This is a genomic window from Kitasatospora sp. NPDC053057, from assembly GCF_044546945.1.
Taxonomy (GTDB): Bacteria; Actinomycetota; Actinomycetes; order Streptomycetales; family Streptomycetaceae; genus Kitasatospora.
This window is the reverse complement of record NZ_JBITZP010000001.1, coordinates 242,100-257,765: the sequence shown is the minus strand read 5'-3', so window position 1 is coordinate 257,765 and position 15,666 is coordinate 242,100. Positions and strand designations below refer to the sequence as shown.

The 15,666-nt window shown below is 72.8% G+C and carries 18 protein-coding genes; 10 read left to right on the top strand and 8 right to left on the bottom strand.

The window, feature by feature from the left end; all coding sequences use genetic code 11:
• Nucleotides 1-28 precede the first annotated feature (28 nt).
• The 9 genes from ACIG5E_RS01165 (at nt 29) to ACIG5E_RS01125 (ending at nt 7,912) form a co-directional block, all read left to right on the top strand.
• Nucleotides 29-529, top strand: coding sequence for a cysteine dioxygenase (locus ACIG5E_RS01165; RefSeq protein WP_396530688.1), 501 nt, complete (start codon nt 29-31; stop codon nt 527-529).
• Complete coding sequence (locus ACIG5E_RS01160) at nt 523-900, top strand: rhodanese-like domain-containing protein (RefSeq protein ID WP_396530687.1); 378 nt, start codon at nt 523-525, stop codon at nt 898-900. The genes ACIG5E_RS01165 and ACIG5E_RS01160 overlap by 7 nt, the downstream gene beginning before the upstream one ends.
• A gap of 226 nt (nt 901-1,126) precedes the next feature.
• Nucleotides 1,127-2,338, top strand: a complete 1,212-nt coding sequence (locus ACIG5E_RS01155) for an ABC transporter ATP-binding protein (protein ID WP_396530686.1) — start codon at nt 1,127-1,129, stop codon at nt 2,336-2,338.
• The gene (locus ACIG5E_RS01150) at nt 2,328-2,996 is read left to right on the top strand and encodes an ABC transporter permease (RefSeq protein WP_396530685.1); all 669 of its coding nucleotides are present in this window, start codon (nt 2,328-2,330) and stop codon (nt 2,994-2,996) included. The genes ACIG5E_RS01155 and ACIG5E_RS01150 overlap by 11 nt, the downstream gene beginning before the upstream one ends.
• A complete protein-coding gene (locus ACIG5E_RS01145) occupies nt 2,993-3,670 on the top strand; it encodes an ABC transporter permease (protein WP_396530684.1) in 678 nt (225 codons plus the stop codon). The genes ACIG5E_RS01150 and ACIG5E_RS01145 overlap by 4 nt, the downstream gene beginning before the upstream one ends.
• 51 nt (nt 3,671-3,721) lie before the next feature.
• Nucleotides 3,722-4,636, top strand: coding sequence for an ABC transporter substrate-binding protein (locus tag ACIG5E_RS01140; protein ID WP_396530683.1), 915 nt, complete (start codon nt 3,722-3,724; stop codon nt 4,634-4,636).
• Nucleotides 4,637-4,770: 134 nt separating this feature from the next.
• Nucleotides 4,771-5,337 carry a hypothetical protein gene (locus ACIG5E_RS01135; protein WP_396530682.1) on the top strand — a complete coding sequence of 189 codons (567 nt, stop codon included), beginning with the start codon at nt 4,771-4,773 and terminating at the stop codon, nt 5,335-5,337.
• 72 nt (nt 5,338-5,409) lie between these two features.
• Nucleotides 5,410-5,754 (top strand): hypothetical protein, encoded by a 345-nt coding sequence (locus ACIG5E_RS01130; protein WP_396530681.1) that lies wholly within the window; start codon nt 5,410-5,412, stop codon nt 5,752-5,754.
• Nucleotides 5,755-6,169: 415 nt separating this feature from the next.
• Entirely contained in the window at nt 6,170-7,912 is a 1,743-nt protein-coding gene (locus ACIG5E_RS01125) for a glycosyl hydrolase family 18 protein (protein ID WP_396530679.1), read from the top strand.
• 164 nt (nt 7,913-8,076) lie between these two features.
• Here ACIG5E_RS01125 and ACIG5E_RS01120 read toward each other — a convergent pair whose 3' ends face one another.
• The 6 genes from ACIG5E_RS01120 to ACIG5E_RS01095 form a co-directional block, all read right to left on the bottom strand.
• On the bottom strand, nt 8,077-9,375 hold the full coding sequence (locus ACIG5E_RS01120; RefSeq protein ID WP_396530677.1) for a multidrug effflux MFS transporter: 1,299 nt from the start codon (nt 9,373-9,375) through the stop codon (nt 8,077-8,079).
• Nucleotides 9,376-9,597: 222 nt separating this feature from the next.
• Nucleotides 9,598-10,080, bottom strand: coding sequence for a hypothetical protein (locus tag ACIG5E_RS01115; protein ID WP_396530676.1), 483 nt, complete (start codon nt 10,078-10,080; stop codon nt 9,598-9,600).
• A gap of 392 nt (nt 10,081-10,472) precedes the next feature.
• Nucleotides 10,473-11,351, bottom strand: coding sequence for an alkaline phosphatase family protein (locus ACIG5E_RS01110; protein WP_396530675.1), 879 nt, complete (start codon nt 11,349-11,351; stop codon nt 10,473-10,475).
• Nucleotides 11,352-11,514: 163 nt separating this feature from the next.
• Nucleotides 11,515-12,309 (bottom strand): ATP-grasp domain-containing protein, encoded by a 795-nt coding sequence (locus ACIG5E_RS01105; RefSeq protein WP_396530674.1) that lies wholly within the window; start codon nt 12,307-12,309, stop codon nt 11,515-11,517.
• A gap of 5 nt (nt 12,310-12,314) precedes the next feature.
• Complete coding sequence (locus tag ACIG5E_RS01100; protein WP_396530673.1) at nt 12,315-12,692, bottom strand: hypothetical protein; 378 nt, start codon at nt 12,690-12,692, stop codon at nt 12,315-12,317.
• A 74-nt stretch (nt 12,693-12,766) separates the two neighbouring features.
• On the bottom strand, nt 12,767-13,954 hold the full coding sequence (locus ACIG5E_RS01095; RefSeq protein ID WP_396530672.1) for an acyl-CoA dehydrogenase family protein: 1,188 nt from the start codon (nt 13,952-13,954) through the stop codon (nt 12,767-12,769).
• A 141-nt stretch (nt 13,955-14,095) separates the two neighbouring features.
• Between ACIG5E_RS01095 and ACIG5E_RS01090 the strand changes: the two genes are divergently transcribed.
• Nucleotides 14,096-14,410 (top strand): hypothetical protein, encoded by a 315-nt coding sequence (locus ACIG5E_RS01090; RefSeq protein WP_396530671.1) that lies wholly within the window; start codon nt 14,096-14,098, stop codon nt 14,408-14,410.
• A 45-nt stretch (nt 14,411-14,455) separates the two neighbouring features.
• Here ACIG5E_RS01090 and ACIG5E_RS01085 read toward each other — a convergent pair whose 3' ends face one another.
• Nucleotides 14,456-14,764, bottom strand: a complete 309-nt coding sequence (locus ACIG5E_RS01085) for an AzlD domain-containing protein (RefSeq protein ID WP_396531001.1) — start codon at nt 14,762-14,764, stop codon at nt 14,456-14,458.
• Nucleotides 14,764-15,513 carry an AzlC family ABC transporter permease gene (locus ACIG5E_RS01080; protein ID WP_396530670.1) on the bottom strand — a complete coding sequence of 250 codons (750 nt, stop codon included), beginning with the start codon at nt 15,511-15,513 and terminating at the stop codon, nt 14,764-14,766. Before ACIG5E_RS01080 ends, ACIG5E_RS01085 begins: the two co-directional genes overlap by 1 nt.
• Nucleotides 15,514-15,666 lie beyond the last annotated feature (153 nt).

The following is a 15,666-nucleotide window of genomic DNA, read 5'->3' as shown; positions in this document are numbered from 1 at the left end:
ACGTTCCCGCCGCACCCGAGGACGCCTCATGAGCCTGGACCTCGTCTCCGAGACCCCGCCACACGCCCCGAAGGCCCCACTCACCCCGAAGGCCCTGCGGACGGTCGTCCGCGAGCTGGCCGAGCAGCCCGAGCAGTGGATCCACCTGGTCCGGCTCTCCACCGATGAGCGCTGGTACCGGCGGCTGGTGGCCGAGGACGACCACGAGGTCTGGCTGATCAGCTGGCTGCCCGGCCAGTCGACCGGCTTCCACGACCACGGCGGCTCGCGCGGCGCGTTCACCGTCGCCCTCGGCGAGTTGGAGGAGCTGTCCCTCGGCGGCCCGGAACAGGGCCTGCTGATCCGCCGGGTCCCGGCCGGAACCGCCCGCGCCTTCGGTCCGGAGTACGTGCACGACATGCGCAACACCGCCTCCGGCCCGGCCGTCACCCTGCACGCCTACTCGCCCCCGCTCAGCTCGATGGCGCACTACGACCTGCGGGCCGGCGGGCTCGTCCGCACCTCGGAGGAAGGGCCGGAGAAGTGGTGACCACGATCGACGACCTGGTGGAGCGGGCCCGCGAGGGCGTCCACCGACCGCGCGCCCGGGAGGCGTACCAGGCCCATCTGGACGGCGCGCTGCTGGTGGACATCCGTCCGGCGGCGCAGCGGGCGGCCGAGGGTGAGATCCCCGGCTCGCTGATCATCGAACGCAACGTCCTGGAGTGGCGGCTCGACCCGACGGGCAGTCACCGCATCCCCGAGGCCTCGGGCTACGACATCGAGGTGATCGTGGTCTGCTCCGAGGGCTACGCCTCCAGCCTGGCCGCGGCCTCCCTGCGCCAACTCGGCCTGCACCGGGCGACCGACCTGGACGGCGGATTCGTCGGCTGGGCGGCGGCAGGGCTGCCGACCCGTTAGTGCCCCTCCGGCCGCTGAGTCGCGGTCACGCCACGTGCCGGGCCGTAAATCAGGGACAGGAGATGATGCAGGTCATACTCTGATCAGAGTTTCCGCCGGTCCGAAGCTGGGCAGCCACGCGGGCGGAAGAACGCCCGGGCGGTGCAACCGCCATCAACCGAACGAGCCGAACGACCGACAGACACAGGCGCCGCCTCGCCGGGGCGCCCTGACGAGGAAACACTCAGTGATCAGATTCGAGGGCGCCGGCAAGCGCCACCCCGACGGCACCGTCGCGGTCGAGGGCCTGGACCTGGAGGTCCCCACCGGTCGGATAACCGTCCTGGTAGGGCCGTCCGGCTGCGGCAAGACCACCCTGCTGCGCATGGTCAACCGGATGGTCGAGCCCACCTCCGGCCGGGTGCTGCTGGACGACACCGACGTCGCGAAGCTGGAGCCCGCCAAGCTGCGCCGCGGCATCGGGTACGTGATCCAGCAGGCCGGGCTCTTCCCGCACCGCAAGGTGATCGACAACATCGCCACCGTTCCGTACCTGCTCGGCTGGGACCGCAAGAAGGCCCGCGCACGGGCCGCCGAACTGCTCGAACTGGTCGGGCTCGCGCCCGAGACCGCCAAGCGCTACCCGTTCCAGCTGTCCGGTGGCCAGCAGCAGCGGGTCGGTGTGGCCCGGGCGCTGGCCGCCGACCCGCCGGTGCTGCTGATGGACGAACCCTTCAGCGCCGTCGACCCGGTGGTGCGGGCCGGGCTCCAGGAGGAGCTGCTGCGGCTGCAGTCCGAGCTGCACAAGACTGTGCTGTTCGTCACCCACGACATCGAGGAGGCCGTCCGGCTCGGCGACCAGGTCGTGGTGCTTCGCGAGCACGGCCGGATCGCCCAGCTGGCCGACCCGCACACCCTGCTGACCTCCCCCGCCGACGACGGCGTGGCCGCCTTCCTCGGCCGTGACCGGGGTCTGCGCGGCCTCGGCCTGCGGCCCGCGAAGGCCGTCGAGCTGCGTCCGGTCGACGACGGACTCCACTACGGGGGCTGGGAGTTGGCCCTGGACGACGAGCGCCGCCCGATCGGCTGGATCGACCGCAGCGCCGGCACCGCCGAACTGCAGCCGTCCGCCGGCTACCACCCGGACAGCGACACCCTGCGCGCCGCCCTGGACGCCGCCGTGCTCTCCCCCGCCGGGGTCGCGGTCGCGCTGGACGCCGACGGCCGGGCGATCGGCACCGCGAGCCGCGAGGCCGTCCTCGCCGCGCTAACGCCGGTCGACGGCGGGCCCGTCGGCGTGGACAAGCCGGTGAGTATCTACAAGCCGGTCCCGGCGGAACCGGCAGACGCCACGGACTCGGCGGACACCACGAACTCAGTGGACGCCACAGACTCGGCGGACACCACGGACTCGGCGGACGCCACGGACTCGGCGGACGGAGCCGACGGTGGACGATGAACCGATCGTCCGCTGGTACTGGATCGGCGACCACCTCGGCTACCTCGGCAACCTGCTCGCCGACCACGCCGTGATCGCCCTGGTCCCGGTGCTCATCGGCCTGCTGCTGGCCGTCCCGCTCGGCCTCGCCTGCGCCCGCTTCCCCCGGCTGTACCAGCCGCTGTCCGCCGTCTTCAACATCGTCTACGCGCTGCCCTCGCTGGCCGTCTTCGTGGTGCTGATCCCGTACACCGGGCTCGCCACCCAGGCGACCGTGATGCTCCCGCTCACCTTCTACGCCCTCGCCGTCCTGCTACCGACCACCGTGGACGGGCTGCGCGCCGTCCCGGACTCCGTCCGGCAGGCCGCCACCGCGATGGGGTACGGGCCGTGGCACCGGCTGACCGCCGTCGAACTGCCCGCCGCCGTGCCGTACCTGATCGCCGGGCTGCGGGTCGCCGCGGTGTCCAGCATCTCGCTGGCCAGCGTCGGCGCGCTGGTCGGGCGCGGCGGGCTCGGCTACCTGTTCATCGACGGTTTTCAGCGCACCTTCCCGACGCCGATCGTGGCCGGCATCGCGCTGATCGCCGCCCTGGCCCTGGCCGTCGACCTGCTGCTGGTGGCCGCCCGCCGGCTGCTCGCGCCCTGGGCCGTCCGGGAGCAGGGGGCGGGCTCGTGAACTGGCTGAACTGGTTGAGCGACTTCTTCTCCGCCCCGGACCGCCGCAGCGGCCCGGACTCGATCCTGCACCGGGTCTCCGAGCACCTGATGCTCTCCGGCGAGGCCCTGCTCTACGCCGCGCTGCTCGCCGTCCCGCTCGGGCTGCTGATCGGCTACACCGGGCGCGGCGTCACCGCGGTCACCGCGCTCGCCGGAGCCGCCCGCGCCCTGCCGACCCTCGGCCTGGTGACGTTCGCGGTGCTGCTCGCCGGGGTCGGCGACACCGCCGTGCTGATCCCGCTGGTCGCGCTGGCCGCGCCGCCGCTGCTGGTGGCGGCCGTCGAGGGGGTGCGCGGGACCGACCCGGACGTCCGGGACGCCGCGCGCGGGATCGGGCTGACCCACCCGCAGGTGCTCCTCCAGGTCTGCCTGCCCTCCGCCGCACCGACCCTGCTGGCGGGCTTCCGCACCGCGACCGTCCAGGTGATCGCGACCGCCACGGTGGCCGCGTACGTCGGGCTGGGTGGCCTCGGCCGCTACGTCATCGACGGGCTGGCCACCCGGCAGTACGCGGTGACCGTGGGCGGTGCGCTGCTGGTGGTGCTGCTCGCGGTCGGCGCCCAGCTGTTCTTCGCCCTGCTCGCCCGGTTCGCGCTCCCGCCCGGGGTGCGCGCCCAGCGCCTGGCCCGCTGAGGCCATCCCTCTCCCATCCGCTCCGGAAGGACAACTGTCACCATGTCGACAATGAAGAGAAGCAGGCGCGCCGTCCTCCTCGGCACCCTCGCCGCGCTCGCCCTGGGCGCCACCGCCTGCAGCTCCTCCGCGAACAGCAGCAACCCGCTCGGCGGCGGGTCGAGCGCGTCGGCCTCCGGCGGGACTGTGGTCGTCGGCTCGGCGAACTTCCCGGAGAACGTCCTGCTCGGCTCGATCTACTCGCAGGCGCTCAAGGCCAAGGGCGTCAAGGTCGAGGAGAAGTTCAACATCGGCAGCCGCGAGGTGCTCTACGGGCAGCTGCAGAGCGGCAACCTGACCGTCCTGCCCGAGTACAACGGCGCGCTGCTCGCCTACCTGGACGCCAAGAACACCGCCGTCACCACCCAGGACGTGAACGCGGCGCTGGCCAAGGCGCTGCCCTCCTCGCTGACGGTCCTCGACTCCTCCCCCGCCGAGGACAAGGACTCGCTCAGCGTCACCCAGGAGACCGCCGACAAATACGGCCTCAAGAGCATCTCCGACCTGGCCGCCAAGGCAGGCGAGTTCGTCATCGGTGGCCCGCCGGAATTCAAGTCCCGCCGCGAGCAGCAGTTCAAGGACGCCTACGGGCTGACCTTCAAGGAGTGGAAGCCCACCGCCGACACCACCGCGAACGCGCTCAAGGACGGCAGCATCCAGGTCGGCAACGTGTTCACCACCGACCCCAAGATCGTCCAGTACAAGCTCGTCCCGCTGACCGACCCGAAGAGCGTCTTCGGCGCGCAGAACATCACCCCGCTGGTCAACAAGGCGGGCGTGGACGCCACCGCGACGGCGGCGCTCAACGCGGTGTCGGCCAAGCTCGACACGGCCGGGCTGACGGGGCTGATGAAGCGCGTCTCGGTCGACAAGGAGGACCCGGCGACGGTGGCCAAGGACTGGCTGAAGGCCAACGGGCTCGCCTGACGGCCGGCCCGGGTGCGACGGACGGCGGCCGCGGGGGGAGTCCCTTCGCGGCCGCCGTCCGCCGCGTCCGAGGCGGCTCGCGACGGCCGGAGGGGACCTTCCCTTCCACGCCGCGAACATGACAGTGTGACGCCATGCGCACTCGTCTCCTCGCCGCCTCCCTCACGGCACTCGCCGCGGTGAGCCTCGCTGCCTGCTCCAGCTCCGGTTCGGGCTCGGGCTCGGGCACGGGCTCGGGCTCGGACAAGGCCACCGCCGCGGCCGGCTCCCCCACCGTCGCCGCCGCCACCCCGTCCGGCGCCGCCACGGCCGGCTCGACCGCTTCGGCGCCCACCGCACCCGCCACGCCCGCGCCGGCCGACCCCTCGGCACCCGGCGCGGACGGGTCGGCCCCGGCCAAGCCCGCGCCGCCCGCCGACGCCGGACTGCCCGCCAAGCCGGACGCCGACCTGACCGGCAAGATGGTCGCCGCGCTGAACGCGATCGACCCGGCGATCGTCGGCGGCAAGCCCGACCAGGTGGTGGAGCAGGCCCGCAAGCAGTGCCAGGCGATGTACCAGTTCCCCAAGGACAAGGCGAAGCTCGTCGAGCTGGCCGACCAGCACTTCACCTCGCCCGACCACCCGCAGGGCTTCGGCCCGGACACCTCCGCGAAGATCAACGACGCGCTGCGCGCCACCCTCTGCCCGCCGCAGCACTGACGCCCTCCGCCACCCCCGGAACCGCCCGGTGTCCTGAGCTCCGGGCAGCCGTGGCCGCGCCCCGCCCGCCGGGTGCGCGGCCATCGGCATCTGCGCGATGAGGCCTTCGCCCTCCTCACGCTGCGCCCGAGCAACCCCTGGGCGGGCGCCGAGCTGGGATCCAGGCTGCGCGACCCGGAGGAGGACTGGAGCGCGAGGTTCACCCACCACCGCGCCCTGTACCCCGTCCGCCACGTCCTGCTGCTCCGCTTCATGCTCATGCACGTATCCTGCGCGCACCACACCGAACTCCTGGGTGACGACGCCTGGTTGACCTGGGCCGTCGGCGAGCTGGCGCCGCTGCGCTGCTACCAGGAGACCACCGCCCTGCGGATGGTCGAGGAGACGCTCGGCGACCTGGGCCGCCGCCCCGTCTGACGGCCCGCCGCACCCGCAGAACCCTCACCACACCGCATACCGCCACGCACTGGCCGCCGATCACTCCCCTCCGGCAGCCGGGGCCGTATGCTGACGAACTGTTAGTTCTCTTGACAGACCAGTGGTCTAGTCCAAACATAAGCATGTCGATCCGACCGGGATGCACTGTGGGGGTGTGACCACCGGCGGCTGAGGCACCGCCCTGCCCTGCTCCGCTCCACCCCCGCTCCGTACGGCGCGCGCACGTTCGCACCGTCGCCCGCCTCCACGCGAGTCGGTGGGTTCCGCACGCCCCTGTGTCCGCAACGAACGCTCCGGACCAGGGCCCACGCGGCCGACCCCACACGGCCGCCGACGCCCCGGACCGCCCCGCACCTCCCCAACGTCCTGCCCCACCACGTCTGTTGGAGAATCCATGTGTCTTCGCAGAACCGTCCAGGCCGCGTTGACGGCCTGCGCCACACTGGCCGCCTCGGCCGGTCTGGTCGCCGCCGGGACGGGCTCCGCCCAGGCCGCCACCCCGCTCCCCACCCGGGTCTTCGCGCCCTACTTCGAGTCCTGGACCGGCCAGAGCCCCGCCGCCCTGGCCGCGCAGTCCGGTGCCAAGTACCTGACGATGGCCTTCCTGCAGGCCGCCACCAAGGGCTCCTGCACCCCGTACTGGAACGGCGACACCTCCAAGCCGGTCTCCTCCTCGACCTTCGGCGCCGACATCGCCACCATCCGCGCCAACGGCGGGGACGTGATCCCCTCCTTCGGCGGCTACACCGCCGACAACACCGGCACCGAACTGGCCGACAGCTGCACCGACGTCAACCAGATCGCGGCCGCCTACGAGAACCTGATCACCACCTACGACATCAGCCGGATCGACCTCGACACCGAGGACAACTCACTGACCAACACGGCCGGCATCGACCGCCGCAACAAGGCGATCAAGGCCGTGCAGGACTGGGCCGCCGCCAACGGGCGTACCGTCCAGTTCTCCTACACCCTGCCGACCACCACCAGCGGACTGGCCGACAGCGGCCTCGCGGTGCTGCGCAACGCGGTCAGCAACAACGCGCGGATCGACGTCGTCAACATGATGACCTTCGACTACTACGACAACGCCACCCACGACATGGCGGCCGACACCCAGACCTCGGCGCAGGGCCTGTACAACCAGCTGGCCGGGCTCTACCCGTCCAAGACCCCGACACAGCTGTGGGGTTCGATCGGGATCACCGAGATGCCCGGCATCGACGACTTCGGCGCGGCCGAGACCTTCACGGTGGCCAACGCCAACAGCGTGTACAACTGGGCGGTCTCGAAGGGCATCAACACGCTGTCCTTCTGGGCGCTCCAGCGGGACAACGGCAACTGCGCGGGCAAGGGTGGGGACGACTCCTGCTCCGGCATCAACCAGAACACCTGGGAATTCACCCACGTCTTCGCGCCGTTCACCAGTGGTTCGACGGTGACCAACGACTTCTCGGTCGCGGCGAACCCGAACTCCGGTACGGTGGCAGCCGGTTCGTCCGCCTCTGCGGCCATCGCGACGGCGGTCACGGCGGGTTCGGCGCAGAGCGTCAACCTCTCGGTCGGCGGCGCGCCGGCCGGCGTCACCGCCACCGTCACCCCCGGCAGCGTCACCGCCGGCGGCAGCGCCACCCTGAACGTGACCACCACCTCGGCCGCCGCGGCGGGCACCTACCCACTGACGGTGACCGCCACCGCGCCCTCCGGCAGCCACACCGCGACCTACTCGCTGACCGTCACGGGCACGGCCCCGCCGACCGGCCTGGTCAACGGCGGCCTGGAGACCGGCAGCCTGGCCCCGTGGACCTGCCAGAGCGGCGGCAGCGTGGTGACCACGCCGGTCCACTCCGGCTCGTACGCGCTGCAGGCCGCGGCCTCCGCGAGCCAGACCGGCGAGTGCACCCAGACCGTGACCCTGAAGCCCAACACCAGCTACACGCTGAGCGGTTGGGTGCAGGGCAACTACGCCTACCTGGGTGTCAGCGGCGGCGCCACCGCCAGCACCTGGACCAACTCCTCAGGCTGGACCAAGCTGTCCGCGCCCTTCACCACCGGCGCCTCCGGCACCGTCACGGTGTACCTGCACGGCTGGTACGGGCAGGGCAGTGTATACGGGGACGACTTCTCGATCGCCTGAGGGCGGTGACGGCCGAGGGCTGACAGGCAGCAGGTAACAGATACCAGGTGACGGATGACAGCTGACAGATTTCAACATCTGTCAGCTGTCATCCGTTTGTCGTCAGGTGTCAGGCAGGCCTCAGCTGTCAGCCGCAAGCCGCCCGCCGCCTCTCACCCCCCCTCTCACCCCGCCGCCTCGCGCAGCCGCCCCGGCCGGCACAGCGCCACGTACGCCGTGAGCGCCAGCACTCCGCAGCCCAGCACCACCACCGCCAGCAGCACCGCCGACGGCCGTCCGCCGAGGCTGCTCAGCGGCGCCACCACCGCGCCGCACAGGAAGTTGCCCGTCCCCAGCAGCGCCGAGGCCGTCCCGGCCGTCTGCGGCTCGACCAGGCTCAGCGCCTGAGCCGCCGTGTTCGGCAGCACCACCCCGAGGCTGCCCATCAGCACGAACAGCGGCGGACAGAACCCGGCCAGCCCGAAGTCCCACACCGTCGTCAGCAGCACCAGCGCCACCCCGGCCGCGACCGCCGCCCCGAGCCCGGCCAGCATCAGCGACCGCGCCGCGAAGCGCGGTGCCAGCACCCGCCCGTTCAGCTGGGTCATCACCACGATGGACACCGAGTTCAGCCCGAACAGCAGGCTGTAGGTCTGCGGCGAGACCTGGTACACGTGCTGCAGCACCGTCGACGACCCGCTGATGTACCCGAACAGCGCGCCGAACGCCAGCGAACTGGTCAACGCCAGCCCCAGGAACGGCAGGTGGCGCAGCAGCCGCCCGATCGTGCGCAGCGCCGCGCCCACCCCGCCGCCGTTCCGGGCCTGCGGCGGCAGCGTCTCGCGCAGCGCGCCGAACGCGGCCAGGGTGAGCAGCAGTCCGAGCGCCGTGAGCGCCCCGAAGGTGCCGCGCCAGGAGGTGAACCGCAGCAGCTGCGCGCCGATGATCGGGGCGAGGATCGGCGCCAGCCCGGATATCAGCGCGATCGAGGCGAGGAAGCGCAGCATCGCGACGCCCTGGAAGCGGTCCCGGGCGACGGCGCGTCCGATGACCAGTCCCGCCGACCCTGCCGCGCCCTGGACGAACCGGGCGGCGACCAGCACCGGGAGGTTCGGCGCGAGCACGCACACCACGCTGGACAGGGTGTAGACGACCAGTCCGACGAGCAGCGGCGGGCGCCGCCCGAAGCGGTCGCTGAGCGGCCCGAAGAGCAGTTGCCCGGCCGCGACCCCGAACATCGAGAAGGTCAGGGTGAGCTGGACGGCCGCCGGTTCGGCGACCAGGTCGTCGGCGATCGCGGGCAGGCCGGGGAGGTAGAGGTCGGTGGTGAGCGGGCCGAGCGCAGTGAGGCCGCCGAGGACGGCGATCGTGGCCCGGCCGGGCCCGGTCGGGGCGGCGGCGGGTGCCGTGGCGCTGCTCTGGGCGGTGGTCTGGGCGGAAGCGGTCGGCGTGTCGCCGGCGGGGCCGACGGTCGGGCCGGGCATGGGTCTCCTCACGGACGCGGTGACGTGGTGTTCGTTCGCGATCCGTCCTATCGCAGCCCGGTGGGCGCAGGCGCCGACATGGGTGCACCGGGACGGATCCGCCCACCGGCCGATCCACAGCACGCGCACGACGACGGCCCGCCCGCACCTTCCGGTGCCCGGCGGGCCGTTCGTTCCCTGGTCAGGACGGCTGATCCGCGGTCAACGCCCGAATCAGCACCCTCAGTGCTTGGCGACGTGCTCGGCCCGCAGGGCCGCCTGCAGCGTCGCGCCGTCCTGCCACGCGTAGAGCTGGTTGCCGGTGAGCGTCACATTGTAATGCCCGCAGGTGCCGATGGCCTTGGCCGCGACGCCCTCCGGGAACCAGCCGGCCTTGAGCGAGACCGGCACCGGGTGCGGGCCCCGGCCCGGCAGCCCGGTGCTGCAGCCGGCGGGCAGCCGCCCCTCGGGGATCGTGGCCCGCAGCAGCCGGTCGTCGCCCTTGGTGGACATCAGGTACTTCACCGAGGAGGCGTTGTCGGGCAGCCAGGTGGGCATCGAGCGGCGTTCGGCCTTGGCCTGCGAGCCGCTGTCGTACGAGGCCTGTTCCTGGTGGCGCCCGTCGTACCACTCGGACACCCGCGGGCCGATTGCCACGGCTACCACGGCGACGGCCATGCCGGTGCCCGCGACTCCCAGCGCGACCTTGCTCACGATGCCCTTCATGCCTGACTGCCCTCTCCGTGTTCGTTGCCGATGCGTCCGTTGCCGGTTCGTCCGCGGCCCTCCGCGGCCTGTCCGGGCGGAGCGGTCCGCCGGCCGGGTGTAACCATCGTGGCCCTGGCCGCCCTGCCGGAGCGTCACCACGAGGTCGCGATCTTGCAGCCGACCCACGGGGTACCGTCTCCACCTTCAGGCGTATGTCCGCGGACCCGGTCCCCGAGGTAGGTGCCGTTCCGGTGCTCGGGCTGACACGCCGGTCTCGAGTCCGCTCCGAGCCCCGATCGAGCCTGACGCAACCCGGGCTCCGCCGCAGCCCGGCCTGCTGCACCCGGAGCATCGGCGGTACGGACGGGCGGTACGGGACGGGCGGCGCGGGGAGAGAGGCGGGGCAGGCGTCAGACGGCCGCGGGCACCGGACGGGCGACCGGGAAGGGGCGGCCATCGAGGGTCCAGTGCGGGTCGATCGGGCGCAGCAGCGAGGCGTACACCTGGGCGGCGACGTCGGGGTGGCGGATCTCGCCGGTGGGCGGACCGGCCGGGATGTCGTGCCCGGCGCAGGCGACCCAGGCGGTCCGCTCCTCGACCGTACGGCCGCCGTGGCCGCCGGTGTCGACGTGCCCGTGGTCGGTGACCACGATGACGGTCCACTGCTCCTCGGCGTGGGTCGCCCGGCCGCGGACGGCGTCGAGCAGGCGGCCGAGGCGCTCGTCGGCGGTGCGCATGGCGGCGCGGTACTCCTCGCCGCAGCCGAGGAAGTGGGCGGTCTCGTCCACCGCGCCGAGGTAGACGAAGGAGGCCTCGGGGTCGGCGGTGCCGAGGACGTGGACGGCCTCCCGGGTGACCTCCTCGTCGACGGTCTCCCAGGCCTCGGGAGTGTCCTCGGCCGGGGCGATGTAGGAGAGCCGGCCGGGGGCGCGGAAGAGCGGGCCGCCGGACTCGTTGATCATCAGCGGGTCCCAGCCGGCCGCGACGAAGGTGCGGCGGCGGTCGCCGCGGTTGAGGCGGGTGGCGAAGTCGGGGAAGACGTCCAGCCGGTTGCCGCCCAGGTGATTGCCCCACACGCCGTGCTTGGCGGGCTCGACGCCGGTCACGATGGTGGTCCAGCAGGGCCCGGACATGGTGGGCGTGGTGTCCGCGACGGTGACCGGCACCAGGAACCCGGCCTCGGCGACCTCCTGGAGGCGCGGCATCGGCACCTGCGCCAGGTAGTCGTGGCGGACTCCGTCGATCCCGACGACGAGGACGCGGGGGCGGGGCCACTGGGCTGCGGACATGGTGGGGCTTCCTTTCGGTCGTGCACACCCGGCCGCGCCCGCCGAGGGCGCCGCCGACCGCGCCATGCTTCACGGCCCGCCGTACCGTTCGGCGTCCGGCCGTCGAACGGCGAGTGTCCGTGAGGTGTCGGGAGGCCGACCGGTCGCGGGCGCCCGCCTGTCGTCAGCCGATCGTACGGATCGTCCGGACGAAGCGACGGTCGGGCCCGGCGAGTTGGGCGGCGGGCCCGGCCGCGCGCAGCACGACGTCCAGGACCCGGTCCGGGTCGGCGGCGTAGCAGTGCGCGAACCAGGGCAGGTTGGCCTCGACCACGGCCCAGTGCTCGGCCGGGTCGTACGGGTCGGCGATCGGGCCGACGTCCAGGGCGACGGCGCTGGGCAGGGTGTCCCCGACGGCGTCGAGCAGGCGGCGGGCGAAGGCGGCGGCGGCTGCCGTCAGCGGCGCCGGGTCGAGCCGGCCGAAGCGGGCGTAGCGGCTGCCGGTGAGCACCTCGCCGTCGAGCAGGAACAGCCGGTACTCGGCGGCGAACGTCACCGGCTCGCTGACCAGGACGGGGGTGTCCGGGCCGATCCGCTCACCGGTGCGGGGCAGCCGGGAACCGTCCGGGTAGACCGCGGGCGGGACCGACTTGTCGGCGGGTGGCTTCACGAAGGCGGGGTGGCGCAGCGTCCAGGCCTCGGCGAGGGTGGTGAGTTCGATCCGGCGGCGGGTGAACTCCTCGGGGAGGCGGGCGAGCCAGTCGTCCTCGGGCTCGAGCAGGGCGAGGCCGAGCGGCGTGGTGATCCGGGCCGCGGCGAGCGGCCCGCCGTACCAGTGGACGGGCCGCCCGGCGAGTTCCTCGACCGTGTCCGGGCCGGTCAGCACGGCGGTGGCCAGGCCTCGGCGGGCGGCGGCCGCCGTGAGCAGGGCGGTGGTGCTGGTCGACTGGGCGGAGGTGAGCAGGACGGGCGCGCGCACGGCACTCACCGCTCCGGCCGGAACTCGTGGACCACCTCGATGCGGCCCACGATGTGCCGGTTGAACTCGACCAACTCATCGGCGGGCACCCAGAGTTCGAGGATCGTCCGGCCACCCGCCCGCTGCACGGGGTAGCGGGCGAGGAACTCCGTCTCCACCTCGAAGCGGGTGACGTAGCCGACGCCGGAGGCGGGCACGTTCCAGTCGCGGGCGATCCGGATCGCGTAGTCCTCGTTGAGGACGGGGTAGAAGATCGGCTGCTCGGGCAGCCGGGGCGGCCAGGCGCGCCAGTCGGCGGCCTCGACCAGGGCCAGCTCCTGCGGGCCGGTGGGGCGCCAGAGGGTGGTGGTCGGGGGCGTCGGCTGGACGGACTGGCTGGTCATGGCAGCGACGGTAGCCGGGCCGCGACAGGCCCGGCCACCGGATTTCGCCGGCGGGGGTGGGGCCGGACGGCCCGTCAGCGGTAGGCCGACTCGCCGGTGATGGCCTCGCCGAGGACGAGGGTGTGGATCTCGCTGGTGCCCTCGTAGGTGAGCACCGACTCCAGGTTGTTGGCGTGCCGCAGCACCGGGTACTCGGTGGTGATGCCGTTGGCCCCGAGGACCGTCCGGGCACTGCGGGCGATCTCCAGCGCGGCGCGGACGTTGTTGAGCTTGCCGAAGCTGATGTGCGGCGCGCGGGCCTCGCCCTGCTCCTTGAGCCGGCCGATCCGCAGCGCCACCAGATAGGCCTTCTCGACCTCCAGCATCATCTCCACCAGCTTCTGCTGGGTCAGCTGGAAGCCGGCGATCGGGCGGTCGAACTGGATCCGGGTCCTGGCGTAGTCGAGGGCGGCGGTGTAGCAGTCGCGGGCGGCGCCGACGGTGCCCCAGAGGATGCCGTAGCGGGCCTCGTTGAGCGAGGAGAGCGGGCCGCGCAGGCCGGTGACGCCGGGCAGTACGGCGTCGGCGGGCAGCACCACCTCGTCGAAGGCCAGCTCGCTGGTGACGGAGGCGCGCAGGGAGAGCTTGCTGTGCACGTCGGTCGCGGTCAGGCCGCGGGTGCCGCGCTCGACCAGGAAGCCGCGCACGCCCTCCTCGGTCTGCGCCCAGACCACGGCGACGTCGGAGATGCTGCCGTTGGTGATCCACATCTTGCTGCCGGACAGCACCCAGTCGCCGCCCTTGCCGCCCTTCCGGACCGCCCGGGTGCGCATGTTCGCCGGGTCCGAGCCGAAGTCGGGCTCGGTGAGACCGAAGCAACCGATCAGCTCACCGGCCGCCATACCGGGCAGCCAGCGCTGCTTCTGCTCCTCCGAGCCGAAGGCGTGGATCGAGCGCATTGCTAGCGAGCCCTGGACGGAGACGAAGCTGCGCAGCCCGGAGTCGGCCGCCTCCAGCTCCATGCAGGCCACCCCGTAGGCCACGGCGCCGGCGCCCGCGCAACCGTAGCCGTCGAGGTGCATGCCGAGCACGCCGAGGGCGCCGAGTTCGGGGGCGAGTTCGCGGGCTGGGAAGACGCCGTGCTCGAACCAGTCGCCGATGTGCGGGCGGATCCGCTCCTCGGTGAACCGGCGGACGGTGTCGCGGATCAGCCGCTCCTCGTCGGAGAGGAGGTCGCCGACCGCGAGCAGGTCGGACGGGTCGATCCGGGTCGGCTTCGACATTGAAGCTCCTTGTAGTCTCGGCGGGACACCGGCGAGTATTCCGCAACCCTCCCGACCCCGGACCGACGGGAACGAGTGAGGAAGGCGACATGTCGCGCCGACGGGAGCGCCGGAACGGAACACGGAAGGGGAGGCGGGGGCATGGCGCGTTGGGCCTTGGTCGTCGAGGAGACGGTGGGCGTCGGCAGGGACCGGACCTGGGGCAGCAAGGTGCTCGGCGAGGTCGAGGGCACTCGTGAGGAGGCCGTCGCGGAGCTGCGGAAGATCGTCCCGACCTACACGCCGGACCACCCGATGACCAGCCGGCGGCAGACGCTCCTCCGGGACGGGGACACTTACCTGCTGATCTCACAGGGGAGCATGCGCGACTACCACTGCGTGTTCAAGGTGTGGGAGATGCTGTGGGACAGCCAGCGGCCCGAGGTGCAGGCGGAGCGGCTGACACAGGACGGATGAGGGGTGACGGGTGAGTGGTGACGGCGGGCTGCCGCCCGCCGTTGTTCACCCCACCCCGCACAGCCGCAGCACCGCCGTGGTCGCCGCACCGGCGACGACCACCGCCGGGAAGGGCGCCCGGCGCCACGCCAGCACCCCAGCCACCAGCACGCCCGCCGGACGGGCCCACCCGGCGAAGCCGTGGCCCTGGGTCAGCGCGCCGGTGGCCACCAGCGCGACCAGCAGCACCGCCGCCGCGACGGCCAGCAGGTGCCGCAGCCGCTCCGAGAGCGCGAGCCGGTGGCCGAGCAGCGGTCCGGCCACGCGGTAGGCGTACGTCCCGGCGGCCAGCAGCAGTACGGCGTACAGCGGCATCATCGGACTTCCTCCTTCACGGCCGCGACGGCGGCCCCCGGATCATCCGGCTCCGTCCCGGCCTCATCTGTCGGCGGTGCGGACCCCGGCCGTCCGGCGAACAGCAGCCCGGCCAAGGCGAACAGCACGGGCAGACCGGCCGGGACGAACGGCGTGACCGCGACGGCCACCGCCGCACCCGTCAGCGCCGCCGTACGCGTTCCGCGGTCCCTGAGCGAGGGCAGCACCAGCGCGAGCAGCACCGCCGGGAAGGCCGCGTCCAGGCCGAGCACGTCGGTGTCCCCGATCAGCCCGCCCGCGAGGCCCCCGAGCAGCACCGCGACGTTCCAGACCACGAACAGGGAGGCCCCGCAGATCCAGAACGCCGCCCGGCGCCGCCGCGGTTCGTGCTGCTGAAGTACGAAGGCCGCGCTCTCGTCGGTGAGCAGCTGCGCCCCCAGCAGCCGCCGCCACCACGGGCCTTGGAGCACGTCGGCGACGGCGAACCCGAAGGGCAGCAGCCGGGCGTTGAGCACCAGTCCGGTGGCGACGGCCGCGAGCGCGCCCCCGCCGGACAGCACCACGCCGACGGCCGCGAACTGCGAGCCGCCCGCGAACACCAGGAGGGAGAGGGCCATCGGCACCCACAGCGGCAGGCCGCCGGACACACTGATCGCGCCGAAGGAGGCCCCTACCAGCGCGTCGGCGAGGCAGACCAGGGCGATGTCGCGGAGGGTGGCACGTTCCAGTGTTCGAAATAGCGAACGCATGTCCAATAGAGTGAACCCGACGGGCTGGTTCGTCAAGGCGAACAAGGTGACCGGCAGGGCGAACGGCAATCCGCGCCGGCACCCCGAGGGCCCCGCCGTGGCAGCATGAACGGCACCAGCAACGGGAAGCCGACCGCAGGAGCCTGGGGAAAG